Source organism: Micromonospora sp. NPDC005367 (assembly GCF_040606825.1).
Taxonomy (GTDB): domain Bacteria; phylum Actinomycetota; class Actinomycetes; order Mycobacteriales; family Micromonosporaceae; genus Micromonospora.
This window is the reverse complement of record NZ_JBEXFP010000011.1, coordinates 109,866-129,967: the sequence shown is the minus strand read 5'-3', so window position 1 is coordinate 129,967 and position 20,102 is coordinate 109,866. Positions and strand designations below refer to the sequence as shown.

At 68.8% G+C, this 20,102-nt stretch carries 13 protein-coding genes; 2 read left to right on the top strand and 11 right to left on the bottom strand.

Annotated features, from left to right (window positions below; all coding sequences use genetic code 11):
- Position 1: 1 nt before the first annotated feature.
- The 9 genes from brxD to ABZS42_RS10935 form a co-directional block, all read right to left on the bottom strand.
- Entirely contained in the window at positions 2-1,315 is a 1,314-nt protein-coding gene (gene brxD / locus ABZS42_RS10975; protein ID WP_355143961.1) for a BREX system ATP-binding protein BrxD, read from the bottom strand.
- Positions 1,312-4,050, bottom strand: coding sequence for a BREX-2 system phosphatase PglZ (pglZ, locus tag ABZS42_RS10970; protein ID WP_355143959.1), 2,739 nt, complete (start codon positions 4,048-4,050; stop codon positions 1,312-1,314). The genes brxD and pglZ overlap by 4 nt, the downstream gene beginning before the upstream one ends.
- Positions 4,047-7,799, bottom strand: coding sequence for a hypothetical protein (locus tag ABZS42_RS10965; protein ID WP_355143957.1), 3,753 nt, complete (start codon positions 7,797-7,799; stop codon positions 4,047-4,049). The genes pglZ and ABZS42_RS10965 overlap by 4 nt, the downstream gene beginning before the upstream one ends.
- Before the next feature lie 99 nt (positions 7,800-7,898).
- The gene (locus ABZS42_RS10960; protein WP_355143955.1) at positions 7,899-9,110 is read right to left on the bottom strand and encodes a DUF262 domain-containing protein; all 1,212 of its coding nucleotides are present in this window, start codon (positions 9,108-9,110) and stop codon (positions 7,899-7,901) included.
- A 96-nt stretch (positions 9,111-9,206) separates the two neighbouring features.
- On the bottom strand, positions 9,207-9,851 hold the full coding sequence (locus ABZS42_RS10955; protein ID WP_355143953.1) for a hypothetical protein: 645 nt from the start codon (positions 9,849-9,851) through the stop codon (positions 9,207-9,209).
- Positions 9,848-11,047 (bottom strand): AAA family ATPase, encoded by a 1,200-nt coding sequence (locus ABZS42_RS10950; RefSeq protein ID WP_355143951.1) that lies wholly within the window; start codon positions 11,045-11,047, stop codon positions 9,848-9,850. Before ABZS42_RS10950 ends, ABZS42_RS10955 begins: the two co-directional genes overlap by 4 nt.
- 75 nt (positions 11,048-11,122) lie before the next feature.
- Positions 11,123-12,361: a hypothetical protein gene (locus ABZS42_RS10945; RefSeq protein WP_355143949.1), complete on the bottom strand. Its 1,239-nt coding sequence runs from the start codon at positions 12,359-12,361 to the stop codon at positions 11,123-11,125.
- 50 nt (positions 12,362-12,411) lie between these two features.
- Entirely contained in the window at positions 12,412-16,005 is a 3,594-nt protein-coding gene (gene pglX, locus ABZS42_RS10940; protein WP_355143947.1) for a BREX-2 system adenine-specific DNA-methyltransferase PglX, read from the bottom strand.
- A gap of 72 nt (positions 16,006-16,077) precedes the next feature.
- Positions 16,078-16,317, bottom strand: a complete 240-nt coding sequence (locus ABZS42_RS10935; protein WP_355144006.1) for a winged helix-turn-helix domain-containing protein — start codon at positions 16,315-16,317, stop codon at positions 16,078-16,080.
- A 375-nt stretch (positions 16,318-16,692) separates the two neighbouring features.
- On the opposite strand from ABZS42_RS10935, the gene ABZS42_RS10930 reads away from it, so the two are divergent.
- Positions 16,693-16,932, top strand: coding sequence for a DivIVA domain-containing protein (locus ABZS42_RS10930; RefSeq protein ID WP_355144004.1), 240 nt, complete (start codon positions 16,693-16,695; stop codon positions 16,930-16,932).
- Positions 16,929-17,279, top strand: a complete 351-nt coding sequence (locus ABZS42_RS10925) for a hypothetical protein (RefSeq protein WP_355143946.1) — start codon at positions 16,929-16,931, stop codon at positions 17,277-17,279. Before ABZS42_RS10930 ends, ABZS42_RS10925 begins: the two co-directional genes overlap by 4 nt.
- 951 nt (positions 17,280-18,230) lie before the next feature.
- Here ABZS42_RS10925 and ABZS42_RS10920 read toward each other — a convergent pair.
- Both ABZS42_RS10920 and ABZS42_RS10915 read right to left on the bottom strand, forming a co-directional pair.
- Complete coding sequence (locus tag ABZS42_RS10920; protein ID WP_355143944.1) at positions 18,231-19,142, bottom strand: hypothetical protein; 912 nt, start codon at positions 19,140-19,142, stop codon at positions 18,231-18,233.
- Entirely contained in the window at positions 19,139-20,026 is an 888-nt protein-coding gene (locus tag ABZS42_RS10915; protein ID WP_355143942.1) for a hypothetical protein, read from the bottom strand. The genes ABZS42_RS10920 and ABZS42_RS10915 overlap by 4 nt, the downstream gene beginning before the upstream one ends.
- Positions 20,027-20,102: the final 76 nt, after the last annotated feature.

Below are 20,102 nucleotides of genomic sequence, written 5' to 3'. Positions count from 1 at the left end.
CCTACAGCTCCAGCGCGACCGCGTCGGCGCTGCTCGCGTTGCGCTCGATGTCGCTCATCTCGTTCGCGGAGAGAGTCAACGCGTAGTGCTGCCGCGGGTCGAACTCGGGGAACTGGTCCACCCGGTCGAGCACCTCCCCCACCAACTTCTTGAGGAACAGGCGCGGCGCCACCCCCACCTTGCCGCCCAACCCGCCGGCGACCGCGCGCGCCAGGGCATCGAGGTACACGTCGTCGACCAGCGCGGACACCCGGTCCGGTGCCGCCGATCCGTCCGCGTAGAGGTCGCGGACGCGGCCACCTAACTCGACGAGCGAGTCGATGGTGAAACCCGGCAGCCGGATCTGCACCGCACGCGGGTTGTCGAACCGCGGATCGGTGGTGAAGTCGACCGCGAGCCGCTGAGCCAACGGGGCGAGTCGCTGCACGCCCTGCGGGCCGTCGTAGAAGGCCGGCGTGCCCGTGATGACCAGATACAGCCCCGGGAACCGTCCCGAATACACCTCGTCGATGAGCTGCCGGAGCGCGTTCAACGCCTTGTCGCGGGCGTCCGACCGAACCCGCTGTAGCGTCTCCACCTCGTCGAGCACCAGCAACAGCCCGGGATGACCGCTGTCACGCAGCACCGCGAGTAGACCCTGCAGGAAGCTCAACGCGGCGAAGTGATCGAGGTCCCCCCGGACACCGGCCACCCGCCGCGCGGCTGCGGCGACGTGCGGTTGACCGCCGAGCCAGGCGAGCACCGCGTCCGCGGTGGCCGAGTCGCCCAGTGCGGTGGCGGCCCGGTAGCCGCGAAGCGCCGCAGCGAAGGCGGGGGCGCTGCGGCTGACCGTGGCGAGGCGCTGGTCGAGCAGGCCCTCAACCGCCCGGTCGAGGGCGGAGATGTCGTCGGGCGCGACGTCGCCCGCTGCCAGTACGTCTTCTTCCAGCGCGTAGAACCATCCGTCCACCACCGGTCGCAGGGCGCTGGCCGAGAACGTCGAGGTGGTGAGCCGCTCGGTGAGCCGGCGGTAGACGGTCTCGAGCTTATGCAGCGGCGTCTCGTTCTCCGAGACCTGCACCTCCGCGGTCGCGAGGTTGGCCCGTTTCGCCCGCTCGGCGATCCACCGGGTGAAGAACGTCTTGCCGGAGCCGTATTCACCACGGACCGCCTTGAAGACGGAGCCGCCGGCGGCGGCGGTGTCCAGGTCCGCGCCGATCGCGGCGCTGAAGCGGTCCAGCCCCACGGCGAAGAGGTCCAGTCCCGCCGACGGCACCGCACCTCGCCGGAGTGCGTCGATCACCTCGCGCCGACGGGCCGGACTGACAGTGGTCACGACGACCCCCCGGGCAGCCGGAACTGCTCCCGCAGCAGTGGGATGTCCAGCCGGACAGTCCGGTTGTTGTCGGTCAGGGACAGCACCGGGTAGTTGTCCACGTTGAAGATCCGCTGCAGGGTGGTGGCGAATCCGGTGGCACGGGCCGGCACCTCACCGGCTCGCTGGGCCAGCACGGCCACCGGCAGCACGCCCTTGGCGTCCACCAACGCCCGCAGCGCCGCCTGAACCTTCTTGATTTCCAACCGCCGCGGGGTCAGGCCATGCTGCGCCTCAAACAGCTCGGTGGCGAGGACCGCGTCCACCAGGTCGCCGTCGCCAGTAGCCGGCGCCGCGGGCGCCGTGGTGGTTTCGGGTACGTCGAACAGCGCGTCGCCTGCGGCCACGGGTGCCTTCCGGCGGGGCTTCGGTACGGGCGCCTGCCTCGCCGTAGCCACCGGCGCCGGATCAGCTGCCATCGTTTCCCACCAGTCCGGCCGGCGCTCCTCGACGGGTGCCCAGCCAGCCGGCGGCTCGGTCACGTTCGGCAGCAGGTAGGCCAGCAACGGAATGGTCACCTCGGCCAGCGAGGCACCGCCGTGATAGCCGGCCTTGCTTGGGCGGTACCGCAGCAGGGGATCCCACAACGCGATGATGCGGTTGCCGTCCGCGACGACGCGGGGGCCGATCAGCTCGACTTCGCCGGGGTCGGCAGGTCCTGGGCCGGTGCGGTGCCGCGCCGAGGAGGCGTCGAGCGCCTTGACGTGCTGGCCGCCCCGCTCCAGCACGTGACCGTGGTCGCTGGTGATGACGACGGCCCGCCCGGAGGAACGGGCCTGGTCGAGCAGGCTCCGCAGGAAGCCGAGGTCATCGAGTTGCCAGCCGGCCTCGTTGCCCTCCCGACCGTGCGCCAGGGAGTCGTCCACCGTGTTGATCACGACAGCGACGACGGGCGCAGAACCAGCCACGGCTTCAGCCAATTCGCCGGCCAGCACCTCCCCTGCTCCGCCGCGGGCCGGCCCCTTGTGGAAGATCCGGGAGTCTCTCCCCCACCGGCCATCGGCGAAAAGCCTGATCTCATTGTCCTGCTTGCCGGTGCGCAGCGCGCCAGCGAAGAGCGACGTGCGGGAGACCGCGGTCAAGGTGGGCAGGGCGGCCACGATTCCCCGCCGCCGGCCGGCACCGGGCCCGGCGAGCGGGTCGTACTCCACCCAGTGCGGGGACAGCTGTTCGGCCAGCTGCACGGCGACCGCCGCGTTCATGCCGTCGAGCACGACGAGCAGCACCGGCCGGTCCGCGCGGATCAGCGGGTCGATCACCCGCGGCAGCAGGTTCTCCACCGTCAACAGCCCACCGTCGTTGCCCGGGCCGGCGGTGGCCCAGCCAGCCAGCCGGCCCGCGAAGACGCCGTCGAGGTCACGGCGGCGTTGCTGCGCCCGCTCGTGAATTTCTCGGAACGCGTGCTGCAGCTCCGGGTGGGCGTCCTCGCCGGCCCAGACGTGGTTGAGCGCGAGGTCCACCCAGCCCCATTCGGCGATCTGCCGGTCCACGCCGTCCGCGACACTCTCCGGTGGGGTCACCGCCGCGCCCGACCAGCGGACGAGCCGCTGCGCCATCCGGATGCGGCGGACCCGCTCGGCCTCGGCGTCCGCGAGCCGGTGCTCGGCGAGGTACTCGACGGCCTGGTCGAGCGCCGGGTCCGCCGGGTCACGCAGACCGGCGAGCAGCGCCTGGGCGGCGGCGGCGATCCGCCGGGTGAACCCGGTCCGCAGGATTGGGCTGTGGCCGGCGCTGCTGACCGCGTTGAACTGGATGAGCAGTTTCTCGGCGCGGTCCAGCACGGCGTGCCCCTGTCGCTGCACCTCCGGCACCGGTGCGCTGAGCAGCGCACTGACCACCTGCACGGCGGCTGCCGCAAAACCGCGCACGGTCGCGTCGTCGTTGAGGTTGCCGAAGTACTGGTCGACGCGCCCCTGGGCGCGTACCGCGTCGGCGCTGTCGGTGCTCCAGAGCGCGTCGCAGACCAGGCCCAGCGGCAGGGCTTCCGCGCCGTGTCCGGCCGCGATGAGCGCAAACAACGCCTTGGCCGGTCGGCCGAACTGTTCCACCAGCCAACGGCCCAGCCCGTCGCGTTCGGCCTCCCGCAGCAACCCGTACGCCTCGACGGCGCCCGGTTCCGCGCTCCACCGCAGCAGGGTCGTCACGTCGAGGTCGTCCGGGTCCTCGCCCCGATGATCGAGGCCGAGACGCACCGCGGCGAGGTGCCGCAGGGCGACGTCCCGGGTCAGCACGGAGGTGCTGAGCTTCGGCCAGCCCGCCGGCGGCATCGCGTCAACCAGCGCCACACCGGCCCACGATTCGCGTTCCAGCGCGCTGTCCGGCAACTGCGCGCCGAATGCGTCGACGACCAGGTCCCACGGCTCGACGGTGATGACCCGTTGCCGGAAGATCCGGCTCCGCACGCCGTGGTGCAGCACGGACTCCGGGACGTCGGTAAGCAGCACCAGCACCTCGTCGTTCCGCTCGGCGACGAGGTGCTCCCAGACGGCGAGCGGCGACACGCACGGCACGACCCGGACCGGACGCCCGTCGGGCAGCAGCACCGTGGGGTCGTGCGGCCAGGCCGGTTCGGCCCGCACGACCATCACCGGGTACGCGTCGCCGTTGCGGTGCCGTTCGAGCTGCTGCGCCACCTTCTGCCGCAGCGCCACCGGGTTGATCCGTAGCGCCTGAGTGGTGGCAGGTGCCTGAGTCACGGCACGATTCTCCAGGTCACCTCGATGGTCGCGTCCGGGTGGTCGGCCGCGAAGGCACGCAGCTTGTCGAGCGTCCGGCTGATTTCGCGAGCAGGAGCGGCTTCCTGACCAAGCGGGGCGGCTGTGACGCGATCCCCAGCACCGGGCTCAATCCTGGGTTCAGGAAGTTTGACTTCCTTGTCGCGCGGCCTGTCGTCGATCGGGTCCGGTCTGCGCGTGGCGCGGCGGATCAGCGCGACCGCGTCAGACTGCGCCCGACGCAGGGCCGGGGCTAGCGGCGAGGTCAGCTCGTCGGCCTGGGCCACCCGGCGCAGCTCGGCGAGGATCGCCGCGGCCTCGGTGGCATACGGATCCGGCAGACCGCTGATGATCTCGAAGGTGTCCCAGGGCGCGGCAGCGAGCGCCGCCGATACCTGCGCCGCGCTGGAGATGCTTCTGCCGGTCCGGTCCGCCGGACCGGTCAGCTCGGCGCCGGCGAGCCGCTCGACCGACTCCTTGGCAGCGCGTCCGCCGGCCAATCCTTCTAACAGGTCGGCGGCGGCCCGGGCGGTAGCCAGACGTCCACCGGTGGATTCCTTGTCGATGCCCAGCGCCGTCGCGTGCTGTTCCAGGCGGGCGACGAGACTGTGGGCGGCTTCGCGATGCCGGCCGGCCTGGTTGATCAGGTCGCGCCCGAACATGGCCACCAGCCGGCCCCGCCGCAAAGCGAGGGGCTGGACGCCGAAGACGGCGGCGGCGCGGGCGCGAGCCGTCTCCCAGTCGTCCTCGCTGGGCAGATCCTCTTCCCGCAGGGTGTGGTCGAGGGTGATCTTCCCGAGGTCGGGTGCCGGGATCACCTGGCTGCCGTGCAGGTAGAAGGCCCGGTCGGTCTGCTCGGCGAACGTAGCCACGACGAGTTGCGCGACGATCGGGTCGAGGCCCCGGGGGCTCGGGTCGTCGATCCAGCGGAACAGGTCGGCCACTCGCAGATCGCCCTTGATGCCCTCTGCGGCGGCCCGACGGTGGAAGTGCTGCGTCCACTGCCCCTCAATGACGAACGCCGCCTCATGCATGGTGCCCAACTGAAGCGGGTTGGCGATCCGGCGCAAAGTCTGCCGGTTTGCCCGGTCGACCTCGACGCGGCCCTCCGGTGACTCGACCGCCCGCCGGACGTGGTCGAGGACGACCTTGACGTCGGACAGGCGTACGGCCTCGCCCTTGCGGTCCGGGTCGAAGTCCGGGTGGGCCGGGAACTGCTGGCCGAGCATCTGGTCGCCGATGCTGCGCAGCGCGTCGTTGAAGGTGGCGCCCATGGGCAGCTTCGGCTCCAGGGCACGGGTGAGCGACTGAAGGTGGTCGTCGAACCCGAGCTGCACGTCGGTGGGCTGCTTGCCCGCCAGCCCGTATGCCTGGCGCAGCACGGCCTGCATCTTGGCCAGCAGCGCGCTGCGCTGGTTGGTCAGCGCGGCGTGCGCCCGGCGCCGGTCGTCGGGGTTGAGGTGCTCGGCGTGGCTGTCGAAGCGCTGCCCTTCGAGCAGCTTGTCGATGATGACGAGCTTCCCCAGCTCGGTCCGGCGTTCGATGGTCAGCGCGGCGGGGATCCAGCAGACGGTGCGGGGGCTCATCCGGCTGGTCAGCTCCTGCACCCGCTGCCGGTCGTCGGCCGGGCCGTGGCTGCCGTCGTCGAACGGGTAGTCGATGATCATCCGCCAGCCGGCCGGGTCGTTCGGGTGGAACGCCTCGTCCCGGATGTCGTGCGGGTCGCGGACGTTGCCGTAGACCAGCTCGATCGTGCGACGACTCCCCCGCCAGGTCAGACCGGCCTCGGCGAAGAACGAGTCGCTCCACGGCACGCCGAGCTGCTGCCAGAGCAGCCGCTGGACGATGTGCTTGCGGGCGCCCTCGTTGTCGTAGTGCTTGGCGGTGGCGAGGACGCTGTCGACGTCCACGCCGACCAGCTCCAGCGACACGATCGGGTCGTCGCCCTCGCCGATGCGGATCTCGGCGAACCGGCCGGCCCAGTCGGCGAGCTTCCGATTGACCTGGGCGACCTCGCCCCCGGGGATCGGGCTGGTGATGCTGCCGTGGTTGAGCGCCGAGAGACGCCGGGCGGTGAGGTTGCGCAGCGCCGGAACGCTGGGGGCCAGGGCGGCGAGCAGCAGCGTCTTGACCAGACGGTCGTCGCCGGTGAAGGCCCGGATCCGTCCGGCCATCTCGGCGGTCTGCACGTCGCCGCGGCGGGCGGCGTCCAGGTCGTCGTCGGTGAGGTCGTACTGGCCAAGCAGGTAGGGACGCAGCTTCAGGTCGTAGAGCTTCTGGGCCATCTCGAACTCGGCCTTGAGCTTCTCGGTGAAGGGCTGATCGCCGCCACCGCTGATCACGTCGTAGAGGTCGCCGAGCGGGACCAGTTGACCGAGGCGCAGAGTGTCGCGGCGGTCAACCAGCAGCTGGCGCATCAGCTTGAGCGCGGTGCGGGAGCGCTGCAGCGCGCTGGAGACGTGCACCAGGGTGGAGAGGAACGCCGGGCTGAACGGGTACGTCGACCGGAACGCGTCGATGTCGGCGCCGCTGCCGGAGTCGGTGCCGAGCAGGGTGTCGAAGACCTCCCGCCGTACCTTGGTGGTGGCGTCGAAGGCCCGGGAGATGGCCTCGCCGGCGTTGGTGTCGCGGGGTTTGAGCAGCCGGCGGCGGGCGATCTCGGGGAGGTTGCGGTCCTCCAGCTTGATGACGTCGAAGCGGCCGCTGGCCAGGTTGAGGGTGTCCTGGTAGCTCAGCTCGTTGGCGCCGGTGACCTCCTCGCCGACGAGTTCGCGCAGATCGCGCTGGCGGGCGATGAAGCTGACCACCGGGATTGGCCGGCGGGTGTCCCCGCCCTCGACGAAGTTGGTGATCTTTTGGATCTCCCGGGAGACGAACTGCTGGTCGCCTATCGAGTTGGCCAGCCAGAGGATCAGCTCGTCGAGGAAGAGGATCAGGCCGTGGTAGCCGAGTTCCTTGGCGTGCCGGCTGATTTCGGTCAGGCCGCGGTCGAGCGAGACGAAGGCCTCGGCGTCCTCCCGGGCGTTGCTGAAGAAGCCCTTGTTCCAGCTGGTCAGCAGGTCGTTGACCAGCTTTCGGCGCAGCTCGTCGGAGTACGCGCCGGCGAACGCCTGGTCCAGACGCTCGGACGTCCAGAAGGTCTCGCTCTCGCCCCACTCGTCCTCGACGTCCCCGCCGGGCAGGCCGTCGATGAACTGTTTGTCGCCGATCTTCTCGCGGAGCGAGGCGGCCTGCTCCAGCAGCGCGTCGGTGCGGTGCACGGCCGGGATGGGCGCGTCGGGGTGCAGTGCGCGGACCCGGTCGACGTAGCCGCCGAGGACGCGCTGCTCCAGCGAGCGGGCGTCGAGCAGGTGGTACGGCACCAGCAGGAACTTGCGGCCGTCCAGCCAGACGCTGTGCTTGGCGACCAGCGGGGCCAGCTCGTCGCGGCCGCGGGCGGCCGCCTCGCCGCGCAGCAGCGCGTGCAGCACCGCCATGAAGTGCGACTTACCAGAGCCGAAGGAGCCGTGCAGGTAGGCGGCCTTGGAAGCGTGTCCCTCGACCGCGGAACGGATCAGCCCGAGCGCCTCGTCGAAGTTGCCGACCAACCGATCCGTGACCACGTAGTCGCGCAGGGTGGCATCGGCGTCGGCGACACTGTCGGCGAGCTTGAGCACGAAGTCGCTCATGCTCGTGCGCTCCGGGATGTCGATGAACTCCCGGAGCAGCGGCGCAGGGGTGGGCGAAGACATGCCGCTTACCGTACCTATTCCTGGTCGGGGCGCCACGACCAGCGCCGGGCCGTCCCGTGGGCCCTGCCGCGGAACGGGCGAACTGTCGACGCGGCTCGACTATGCGCCGGCTGTCCGGAACATCTCATCAATGGCGGTGAACCTCCGCCGAACCTTCGCCGGATCGCCGGTGCCCTGCGAGATAGCCGACATGAAGTCGACGTCCGACATCAGGCTGAGGAACTGCTTTTCGACCCGGCGATAGCGCTTAACGAGGACGGCGATCTCCTGCTCGCTGAGGGTGGCGAGGTTGACCGCGATGGCCTCGAACAACGCCTTGTTGATAGGGAACCGCCGGCTACCGCCCTTGCGGTCGACCTTGCGGAATGCCCAGCTACCAAAGATGTCATACGCGGCGTTCAACGCCTTGTCGAACTCTTCCCGCAGCACCTGAGTCTCTGTTGCGCCCAGCCGATCGAGCTTGCGCATAGACTTGCGCAGGAACGCGTCGAAATCGTCATCGCTGTAGGTGAGCGGATTCGTCAGCCGGAACGCGAGGAACCGCAGGATCATCTCGCGATCGGCCATCCGGTCGCTGCGCACGCCGTGGCCGGTCGCCTCCTTGAACAACTCGGAGTCCGCCCAGTGCCGGAGGATGTCGCGTCCTGCGCCTGGCATCAGGGCGTGTCGCAGTTCCTGACGCGTGAGCGGAAGCCCACCGGTGTTGATTCGGGCAAAGATGTTGAACTTGACCTCCTCCGGAGTGTCCCGGCGGATCAGATGAACGATCAGCTCGGTTTCCCGCAACCGCTCCTGCAGCCGGTCCGGCAGGTCGGCGAAGGTCGCCTGGTCATAGTCGTGGCCGAGGTATTCGAGGTCACGCAGGCGCAGCGGTTCGGCGCCAATCGCCTCGGGCTCGATGAACTCGGCGATCGTCGTGAGCCGCTGGATGCCGTCGACCATCGCCCAGACCTCGTCGTCGTTCTCCGCTGCGTAGAAGGTCGGCAGGGGAATCCGCAGTAGCAGCGATTCGATGAGGCGGCTCTTCTGTTTGCTTCGCCAGATGCCGGCTTGGCGCTGGAAGTCGGGCTGAAGGTCGACCCGGTGGGTGCGGATGCGGGACAGCAGAAGGTCCACTGTCGTGTTCTTGGTGATGACGTCGATCAGCTCGGGATCGAACGGAGCCCGGATGTAATGGTCAGAGTCGGCGTCCTCGCCGTCGACAACGTTCTCTTCCTCGACGCCGCTTGAGTGGCCTGAGGAGTCGGGCTCCTCCGTCGCGATCTCATGGCCCGCCAGCTCCTCATCAACCGTCTCGGTCGACTCGGTCATCTGTCACCTCTACTCACGGTCGTGCAGCCTCAGTCCCACGGCACACTAGAGGTGCACGTGTCGGAGCGTCACGCTGTGTCGGATTACAGACTCCGCCTACAAGGCGTCGACCGCGACGAGGAAGGCAAGCCAGCTCTTGCTGCGCGCGAACCAGGGCGGTGCGGGCTGTCCGAGAGCAACGATCCGCTCAGCGATCTGCACGCTGTCCGCCTCGGAGTAGGCGCGGAACGTCGACTTCCTCACGCCCGCTGGGGTGAGCGCCCGCGTCAACTCCTGCTTGGCGTTACGGATCTGACCGACGTCCCGGCCCGCGTACGGCGAGAGTGGACGCCACCCTGGGCAGACCTGACGGACCGCTTCGGGGAAGAGGAACCACCAGGTCTCGATCTCCCAGGCCGGTACGACCGGGTACACCGGCCAGGGAAGCGAGCGGAAAGCCTGCTCGATCTTGGCGCTGACCGCCTCGTGGGCCGGCTCGACGTCGTCGGCGTCCTCGTGCATGAGTACGGCGCGGATCGGCGTGGCGACCGCGAAGGCGTTGAGGATGCCCCGGACCTTGTCGGCATGTCTCGGTAGCCGGTCCGGGGGCACATTGCGCACCAGCGCGGGGGGAACCCGCAGCGGCTTCAGACCACCCCGCCCGATGTCGCGACACAGTGCGGCTACGAGAATGCGGATCGCCTGCCGGTCGTTGTCGTCCTCACCGAGCACGACGACAACCGGACGCGGTCGCTGCTTCACTCCAGGCCCCCACCGAGTGCGCCGGAGAACCACAGCTCACCCAAACCAATCTCACCGTGCAGTTCCACCTCCATGGCGCGCACGGTGTCGGGGTCGATGGCTGGAATGCGGGAGGATGAGTCCTCACCCCGCTCGCAGACAATGAGCTCATCCGGCTTGAGCCGATTGACGAGCGCCGGTGAATGCGTAGCGATCAGGAACTGCGTCCGGTCCGAGGCTTGCCGCAGTAGCTCCACGATGCGGTCCAAGATGTGCGGGTGCAGCCCGTGGTCGATTTCCTCGATGCACGTGAGCTGCGGTGGTGCCGGGTCGTAGAGCAGGGCCAGGAGCGCCAGTGCGCGGATCGAGCCGAAGGACGCCTCCCGCAGCCGGGTGGAGCCGCGCAACCCCGTCTCGACCAGGTTGAGCACGACTCCGCTACCGGCCCCGCCGATCGGCGTGAACTCCAGACTCTCCACGCCAGGGATGAAGGCGCGTGCGTCACGGTGCAGCTCGGCGAAGCGGTCGGGGTGGTTCCTGGCGAGGTAGAACAAGAAGGCGGCGAGGTTACTGGCGTCGCCGGACAGACGGTCGCTGATTTCTTCCTGCGCCGGTTGGCGTGCGGCTGCTACGTCCACGTCGAACACTCGGAAGCTGGCGAACAGGTCGGCCAAAGCTTCCACCCGCTCACCGCCTCGCTCCGGGCTGAGCCGAGGCAGCAGGGACAGACCGAGCGAGTCCTCCCGGACGCTGACGCTGCCCGCGTCGGCGCCATGGAACTGGATTTGTCCTCCGGTGATGCTGATATGCCGCGCCTCCCCCACTCCCCCGGTCAGCCAGAAGTCCTCCTTCCGACGAATGATCGAGTGACGCGGGTCGTCGGGCGACCGGACGGAGGTGAAGGAGAGCGCGTAGGCGTCGGCCGCTTCACCCGTGCGTCCGGTGGTCGTCTCCACCTCGATCCGGACCGGGCTGTTGGCGTCGGGATCCCCCCGGAAATGAAGGCGTGGGAAGCCGCCTCGCCGCGCGAGCGCCGGTTCCAGATCGCCGCGGGTGGCGTCGCCAAGGAACGCGATCACGTCGAGCAGGTTCGACTTGCCCGCCCCGTTGGGTCCGACGAGGACGTTAAGCGGGGCGAGGTGCACCTCGACCGCCCGCAGGCTGCGAAAATTCTCCACCGCGAGCCTGCGAAGAAACAGCGGGTGCCGGTCAGTCACGGGCGCAGCCTACCGCGTAGGGGGAACGCCACCCTCCGCCACACCAGCCACGGGTCACGAGCCAAACGACTAGATTCAGTCATCGGTCTCACCTTCGGCGTCCCCGCGCCAGCGGAGTGCTCGTCCGGCGAACCGGCCGGAGAGCTTGCCGGTCACCGATCTGGCCCGGTCGAAGGTCTCGTTGCCGAGGCGCTTGGCGGTACCAACGCCGTCGGCCCCCGTCTCGAGCGCCTTGTCCCTCGCCTCCATGGCCGCGTCCATCCATCGCCTTGCCTCCGACGACTGTCGAGCGCCCTCGATCCCGAGCCGCCCGTGGAACTCGACGACGGCGGTCGAGACATGGTTGCTCGACTGCACCACAGCCGGGGAGTCCATCGGATGGAACAGCACCTTCGTGTTGGCCGTGCCAGCAGCCGCATCCATGCGCGCCAGCAGGCGTTCGGTGCACCGTGCGATGAGTTCCAGCCGGTTCTGCCGGGCAGTCTTCAGTCCGAGACGATGCCCGTCCAACTCACCCGGTGACGCGTCCAGCACCCGGTCGAGTTCAAGCACGGCGATCGCGTCCTGCAACTGGAAGCAGCGAGCTAGGACAGCGAGCCACTCCTGTCCCTTAAACTCTGCTTCCTTGGCCGCCTTGGCGAGATCACCGATCGCGGTCTTGCGCTCCAGCTTCTCTGCAAGTGCGTCGAGTTGACGCAACGCGTACGCCTGGGTTTCCGCGATCGTCGCCGGCGCGCCCTGCACCTTCGACCACGTGACTTCGTCGACCCGGCCCCGCTGCTCGCGGATGGTCATGGACTCCTCGATGACGAAGCCCACGCCGATCATGCGGGCCAACACGGCGTCCTTCTGGGCGCGGAGCACATCGTCGACCTTCTCGTCGATCGTGGCGAGATAGTCGGTGATCTCCTTCATGCTCTGTTGCATCGCAAACTGCGCCATGATCCCCGCAGCACCGCTCAGTAGCGCCGGGTTCGCTCCGTGCACCTTCGAGATCTGGAGCCATTTCTGGATCGAGCCCGGATCCCCCACCATCGCGTGACTGATGCCTGGAGTCTTGGTCGGCATCAGACCGAACTTGTCGACAAGCTGCGCGGACTCCTTGGTCAGCTGCACCCAGCGGCCCGAGTGGGCGGCGATCTCGGAACCCGTCTGTGCCGCTGCCGCCCCGGCGCTGAGGACAGATCCGAGCCGAGGCAGCCCGAGGTCCTTCGAAGGCAGTCCCTCGGAGACGAGGAAGCGTTCGACGGCCGTCGGATCGCCGATGACCGCCAGTCCATCGCCGTCACTGATCAGCTGAATCTCGTTACCCATTGTCGGCTCCTGACGTGCGGAAGGGGTGGTCAGCGACGACCTGTGCTCTGTCACTGCTTAGCTCTGCGGCCACGGACGGCCTTCGGCGGGCGCCAGGAGGTGAGCGCCTCGTCGGTGAGGTGAAGGCGGTTGGTGGTCTCGGCGAGGAAGCCGGCGTAGATGTCCGCCGGCGAGGCGCCCCACTCCGGGTCGAACTCGCCGTGCCACTGGCGTACCCAGGGAAGGATCTCGCGCAGCCCCGCGACCAGCGGAAGCAGCCGGTCGGCGGCCCAGCCGTCCTCCTGCTCGCGGGCCACGATCAGGGTGGCGAGGGCCTGGGCCTGCTCGCGGTGGTCCCAGCCGGCCCAGCCGACTAGCAGCGACGGGTCACCGTCGCGGCTGGCACCCGGGTACGAGACGAACCGCTCCTTGGGCACGTCGAGCTTGCCCCGGTGCTTCCAGTAGCTGGTCTTGAGGAAGTCCGCCGAGGTGTACTTCGGCGGCACCGGGATGCCCTTGCGGAACTCCCGCTTCGCCGCCTCATCGGGCAGCGCGTCCTCCTGCCGCTGCAGGTCCCACACCTGCTCCCAGTCGGCCCGCTTGGCCAGCCCGGAGTCCTTGTAGCGCAGCGCGGCCAGGTGCGGCACGTGCTCGTCGGCGACCAGGTCGGCGATCACCCTGCCGAGATCCTGACCGGGCGCATAGATGCCGGCGACGGTGAGCACGTCGGCGTCGCGGCGCAGCTCGTCGGCAAGCTGCGCGGTGGTCAACGGGCGCGGCTGCTCCAACCCGTCGACGTGGTGGTACCACAGCTCCCGCGCCTCGCACCGGTCCAGCAGCCAGTCGCGCAGCGCCTTCGCCTGCATCGCGTCCCAGCCATCGGTGGCCCAGCGCCGCTTGCACTCCGGCCGCTCGATCAACCCGATGTTGCGATTGCCCTCGATGACCGCGATCCGCCGCTCCACCACCGCCCGGTACTCATCCGACCAGTGCGCCGGCAGCTCCGTGATCGTCATCGACCCGTGCCGGGCGAACCACTGCGTCTCCACGCCCTCATCGCGCATCTTGCGGGCAAGCACGATCTCGAACGCCCGCTCCCCCAGCTTCAACTCGGGCACCGATCCGGCTGGGGCGACTAACTCCTCATCGAGCAGCCCGTAGAGCGAGTAGACCTGCCAGTCCAACTCCTCCTGCAACGCGATCATCCGCGCCCGCACCGAATGCCATTCCCGCTCAGCGGCGTAGAGCCGCTCGCGAGTCGGCACCCCGGCGGCCGCGACCGCCGCCGGGGTCACCGTGGCAAGCCGCTGCGCCAGGCCGTCGATCTCCCGGCTCAGTTCCAGGGGGTACGCCGACGGCAGCGGGAACTCCTGCAGCTTGGTACCGGTGAACTCGTATCGGTGCTCCCACAGCTCGTCCGAGATCCCGCCACCGATGCCGCCGTTGCCCTTGCTCTGGCTGACCTGCTTGAGCCAGAAGCAGGCGGTCGAGCTGTTTAGCACCCCAAGCAACCGCAGGTGGTCGTCCTCCGACGCCCCCTTCGGCAACTTGATCACCGGCGCGGACTGCTTGAAAACCTTCCCACCGCGGTCCAACACAAGGTGGTTGTGCGTCGCGACAAAGGCGAACGCGATCGACAACGGCGTCCGATACCGCTCAGGGACCCACCGGTACCACGTCCACCACGGGTCGTCCGACTCGCCGCGGGTCTGACCACCGAACCCCGTCGTGGAGCCGAGGATTCGGCGCAAGGACCACAGATGCCTGCCCCACGTTGCCCTAACGTCGAACGGCATGGGCTTGAGGTCTGCCTTGTAAGGCACCAACGCATGATCCTCCGCGACACTTTCCCAGTCACGAACAACCTCGCCGATCACAAGCGGACGCCTAAGAGAGCCCATACCGTTGCGGCGGAACCAGGCCGGTGGCGCGAAGAAGGCCTCATCCTGGCCAGGAAAGCTCGCGAAACCGATCGCACCACTGATGCTGCTCTGTAGAAGCGTCCGATCACCTGCTTCCAGCGCCGCCATCAACCCGCTCGCACCGCCACCGCTCAGGCTCCAGGGAAAGGTCACCAAGTCAGCTCGCGGAGTGTCGGCGGCGGTGACCCATTGGCTTTCGGAGCCAGGCCGGTGAACCTGCCCTACGATCGCCTGCCAGACGTGGCCTTCGCTCGGGTTGCTCGGCGCGCTCGGCTCGCCGCGGATGCCCATGACCGTGCGGATCGTGCCCGCTCGACCACGGTTGGTGTTGCGCCCGATCAGGATGACGGTCGGGGTGCCGTGACCGGGGATATAAGCGCCGGAGGTGTCGATGACGTGGGTCAGGCTGACGTCGATGGCGAACAACTGCTCGATCATCTTCTTGCCGAACTCGCGCTTCATGAACGAGTTCGCGGTGATCTGGCCGACGAGGCCTGCGCCCTTGCCGTCCCCGTCGCCGGTCTTTGCGAGCTGGAAGAACCGCTGCGCGAACGGCACCGACAGCGCGTACTTGCCCGAGCAGGCAGGGTACATCTTGCGGTAGGCGTCGTTGAGGCCCTTGTCCTTCACGACAATGTAGGGAGGGTTGCCGACCACGGCGTGGTAATGGCCAGCGGCAAGAATCCCCGGGTGTTCCTCCAGATCCTCCGTCGCGTAGGCAAACTCCGTCATCGCATCCCCGTCGGGATCCGTACCGGGGAGCGTGTCCTGTCGCCGCTTGATTAGCGAGTCGCCGACGGCGAGGTGCATCGGGAAGATGTACGGGGCCGAGTCGGCGAGGGTCTTGACGCCGCACTCACGCAGGGCGGCGGCCAGGAGGCGGAAGCGGGCGATGGCTACCGCGAAGGGGTTAACGTCAACGCCGTGGACGGCGTCGAGGGCCAGGCGTACCCGCTCGTGGGGGTCGCGGTTGGGGGCGTGCTGCCCCCACTCCTTGAGCAGGCGGTGGAAGGCGCCGAGGACGAAGTGGCCCGAGCCGCAGGTTGGATCGATCATCTTGACGACGTCGTGGCCGAACTCTTCGATCGCCGGGGTGAGGGTCAGGTCGAGGATGAACTCCTCGACAAACTCCGGGGTCTGAAGCAGCGCGTATGTCTTCCGGGCAGCCTCGGAGAGGTCCTGGTAGAGGTCGCCGAGGAAGCGCGTGTCCCAATCCGGGTCCATGAAGTCGTGCACCAGGCCGCCGGTCTCGCCACGCCGACGCCAGAAGGCGATCACGTTCTTTGCCTCGTCGTGCGACAGGGGGATCTGGTAGAGCGGGTTGTGCCGCTTGTCGAAGAGCGACTTGCCGGCTTGGGTGCTGGCGATGACGTCGAAGCCCTGGTGCAGCCAGTCGCGGAGGGTCTTGTCGGGCTGGTCGCGGAAGAACTGCGCCTCGGCTTCCTCGGCCAGCACCAGGCGGTCCCCCGGACCGGCCAGGTAGGGGTCGGGCAGCAGTCCGTTGTCCTCGCAGAAACGTACGAAAACCGTGCCGAGCACCCAGGCGACGGCGACCTGCGTGACCCGCTCGTCGCGCCAGGCCGCCCAGGTGGCGGCGGTACGCCCGACCTTGAAGGCGTGGTCGTACTCGCCACGCAGCTTGAGGCGCACCTCCTCGACCGACTCGGCCTGCTCCCGCAGGTCCTTTTCCAGGTTCTTGACCTGCGTCTGCAGGTCGGACAAGAGCAGCTTCCGGTCGATCACGCGACGACTCTAGTCGTCCCGCCGACGAGACGGTGTTACCCGTAAGGCCCGTTTCCGTCGCCGGCCCGCTACCTACGGCTCCCGCATCCAGAGCTTCGGATCGTTGACGAAGACGCCCTTGCCTTGGTGCCGCCAGATCACCCGCAGGGCTTCAAGCCGCACGTAGACCTGCTTGACGGTGGACGGGCTGACCTTGTGAGTGGCCGCGAGCTGCGTGATCGAGGGCAGCTTGTCGCCCGGCTTGAGCTTCTTCGCTCTGATGTCGCCGACGATCTCGTCGGCGATGCGGATGTAGTCGGCAGTGATCGGCATGACTCCCCCTGCGTGGCACGCCAATTCGATCACGCAACGACACCTCGCAACAACTCATCGTTTGACTAAGGTGACTGGGACAGCTAAGTTGGTGACCGCCTCTCCCCTTGCGTGGCAACAAGGAGCAGAGGCATTGCCCTAGTCGGGGGCGGGTGCGTGTGCCCGTCCCGACCCGTCGGACTGCTCTGCTGTCGTACCGCTGAATCGAGCTGCGGCGGCCGAGCGGGCGGGTCGTCCGCGCCCCCCGCGCGGACGCCCCGCCCTTCCACACCCCCCCCGCCGGGAGCCTTCGCGCTTCCGCCTGCCCCGCAGAGGATCGTCGTGGCTCAGGTGTATCGAGGTGGCCAGCCCTATCCAGCCGGCTACCCGGGCCGGTTGACGCCGCACGAGGTGCGGACCCGCGAGTTCGCCGCGCGCTGGCGCGGTGTCGACCCCCTGGAGGTACGCGAGTTCCAGGCACGGGTGGCCGACGAGCTGGCCGACCTCAACGAGACGGTACGGCTGCTCAGCCAGGAGAACGACCGGATCAAGCGGGCGCTACGCGACTGGCAGACCATGCACGCGCGGGAGTGCCGGCCACCGCAGGAGCACTCCCACAACTCCGGTCACTGGTGACCGCGCGCCCCTCCCCCGGCGACCTGCTCGTCATCGACGGCCGCGCCTCGGTGCAGTTCGCCGGGGACCGGGCCCTGACCTTCCGCGTCGTGTCGATGTCCAACCAGCCGACGTACCACGGCTGGATCTGGCTGACCGGCTACGTCCTCGACCGTCGCGGCGAGGCGACCGCCAAACGCGAGGTCTACGTCCAACTCGCCGGCCTGCGCTCCGCCCGAGCTTCTGAGACCGCGGCCCGCCGCACCGCGCCCTCCCGCCGTGCCTCGTCCTATGCTCGCCGGCATGATCAGGACAGCGCCGCAACTGGCGACCGCTCGGGGCTCCGTGCTGGGGGTGATACTGGGTGACGCATCGGTGCGACGGGTGGCACGGTGCCGGCGAGCGGGCCCCTGCGCGCGACGAGCGCCGGTCAACTCGCCTGCTTCACCGTCGAGGGCCTGATCCGGGCGCACGTGCGGGGCATGCACAAGGGGCTGACCCACCCACCCGGCGTGGTCTGGTACGCCTACCACCGGTGGGCGGTGCTCCAGGGCATCACCGGTGTGAAGCCGGCACACGGGAGCGATCCGATGACCGGCTGGCTCGCGAAGGTTCCGGTGTTGCAGGAGCGGCGCGGCTCCGCGCCAGCCACGGTCGCCGCCCTGCAGGGAGGAAAGGCGGGCACGCTGGAGCACCCGGGCGGCGCCAGCATCGGGGCACACGGCCTCACGCGCGCCCTCTCGGCAGGGCTCTGCACCTGGTGGCAGTCGCCCGGTGCGTTGGGCGCCAGCCTGGCAGCCCTGAGTCACGGTGGCTCGGCAATGGCAGCGGCGGCGCTGGGCGCCACCATGATCCACCTGATCGACCTGGGCAACAGTGTCGCCGGAGCCGCCATGAGGGCTCATCACGTGCCGCACGGCAGTTGGCCCGGCACCACCGCAGACACACTCGCGCTGGCTCTCGCCGCAGCCGAGACCAAGCCCGCTCAGGCGGCGGAGCTGGCTCGGCTCGCCGCTGGCGGCACTGCACACGCCGCGCTACTCGGGGCCGTCTACGTGGCGGTTTCCTTCCGGAAGCGGGACCAGGTGCGGGAGGCGTTGCTGTTCGCGTCATCCGCTGGCGCTAAGCACGCGGCGACCGTGGCCGGCGCACTCCTGGGTGCCGCGCACGGCCCGGATGCCCTGCCCATCGACTGGCTGTCCCCGGCTGGAACTGGCCTGGGTCGCCGACACTCTCGCCCGGGACTACGTGACACAGGTCGAGCACAGCCCGTCCGGTGCCGAATACGTCGAGGCGACCGACCCTCACTGGTGGAGCCGCTACCCCGGCGGCTGACGATCGAGAGCGGCCGGCCGCCTCTGCGGGTGAACGGTGGCGTTGCCGGTCGGGGCTGGCGCACCTACCACGAGCTGGTGTGCGACCCGAAGCGCCGGTGCCACAGTCTCGTACAGGTAGGGAACGCCGGTAAGCCGTCCCCACCGGTAGTTGCCCCGGGCGGAGGGATTGGTGAAAGCCGCGACGAGGGTGTCGACGCCTGCGATTCGCGCCTGTTGGAGGTGTGGGGCAACCTGACGACGCCGACTGATCAGCTCGGTGAGCACCTTGTTGACCTGGACGCCCTGCACGATGCACAGCGTCGGCTCCAGGATCTTGATCGTCGCTGCCAGATGCGGGAGACAGTTCCGGCTCATGGTCGCGCTGCTCAACGACCTCTCTCCGTCGGCCGTGGCCGAGCAGAGCCGCAGATTCGCCATGGCGTACGCGTCGAAGAGATGCGCAGGTTGCCGTGCCCCGCTCAGGCGGAGCTGCTCGCCTTCGCGATCGTCTGCCGGCTCCCGCCCCACAGCGAGCCGGAGCGCACTGGTAGTACCTTGCATGTGCGGATTCCGGCGGGTGAACGGCAGGTCGGCGGAGTCCATGACCTCGGCGTGGCGCTGTTCAAGAGTCACGTGCTCCCTCAGTCGCACCGTATCCATGGCGATGACCAGGACGCGGGATGGCATCCCGTCCAGCGTGAGGTCGTAATGACGGCCGACGTGCGAGAGCTGCCCGGCGCCGTAGGACACCTCGGGCCGGGGCGCCCCATGTCGGTCGAACAGTACGCTCCGCCGACAGCTGCCCAGCTTCCGGCAGATGCAATCGCCCGACGATCCGAGAACCTGCGCGCCCATGTACTGGCGCAGCCTTTCGACGCGCCCGGCCGTGACGAGGGTGTCGCTTGCCGCAATCATGACGACACCTCGGAATGACTGCCAACGACTCCGGGCTCGATACCACCACCGGCCCTGGGTTGCGGGGGTGGTGGCACGCTGCCATCACCCCCAGTTCCCCCACCGACGAGAGCTTCCCGAAGGAGTGCCGTCTCCTTGGCGCTGGGCGGTCCGGCTGCCCCCGCGTGCCACTCGACGACCAGCCGCTGTCCCGACGGCAGCGCGTACGTCCGCACCGCCCTGCTGGACACGTTCGACCCGTAGCACGTGCCGCCGGATCCGAGCTTGCCCGTCAGCGGCAGCTTGAGCGCCTGGGCTATGCCGTCCCAGGGCCGGCCGAAGGCGAACACGTCCTGCACGGACAGCTCTGCGATCGGCTGCCATACGAACTGCTCGATCACCTCCGGCGGCGGCCGCAGCGGCGCGTTGATGGACTTCGAGTGCCACGGGTAGCACTCGAAGATCAGCAGATCACGATGGTCGGCGGTCGGGTCCTGGAGCCATCGGCGGGTGAACTCAAGGCGCGCCTGGTAGTACGTGTTGCGGCCCATCTCGTGAGGCAGCGTCCACGGCGGCCGGTTGTAGGGGCACGTCGTGGCCCACCTGCTGTACGAGCCGTACTCCTTGATCTCTTTGGCGAAGATGCCGTCGCGCGCCTGGAAGCGGGGACGGAACTCTCCGGGGTTGAGACCGAGCACCACCATCCGTGGCGTGTGCTCCTGACCGAGAAGATCGCCGTGATAAGCCTCCGGAAAGCCGTCGCGGGTCACCTCGCCGGGACCGACGCCCACATAGGAGTCAAACCAAGCCTTGAGCCGTTCCGGCAATTGATCTTCGCTCCTTAGCCAGGACTCGACGTGGGCGTCCCAGAAGGCCGCAACCCGCTTCCGTGCAGAGGTCGTCATGACGAAAAGTTAGCGACGCGTGACTGGTCAAGCCAGTCCGCAACGCGAAGAATCGACCTCGTGACCGAGACGTTGC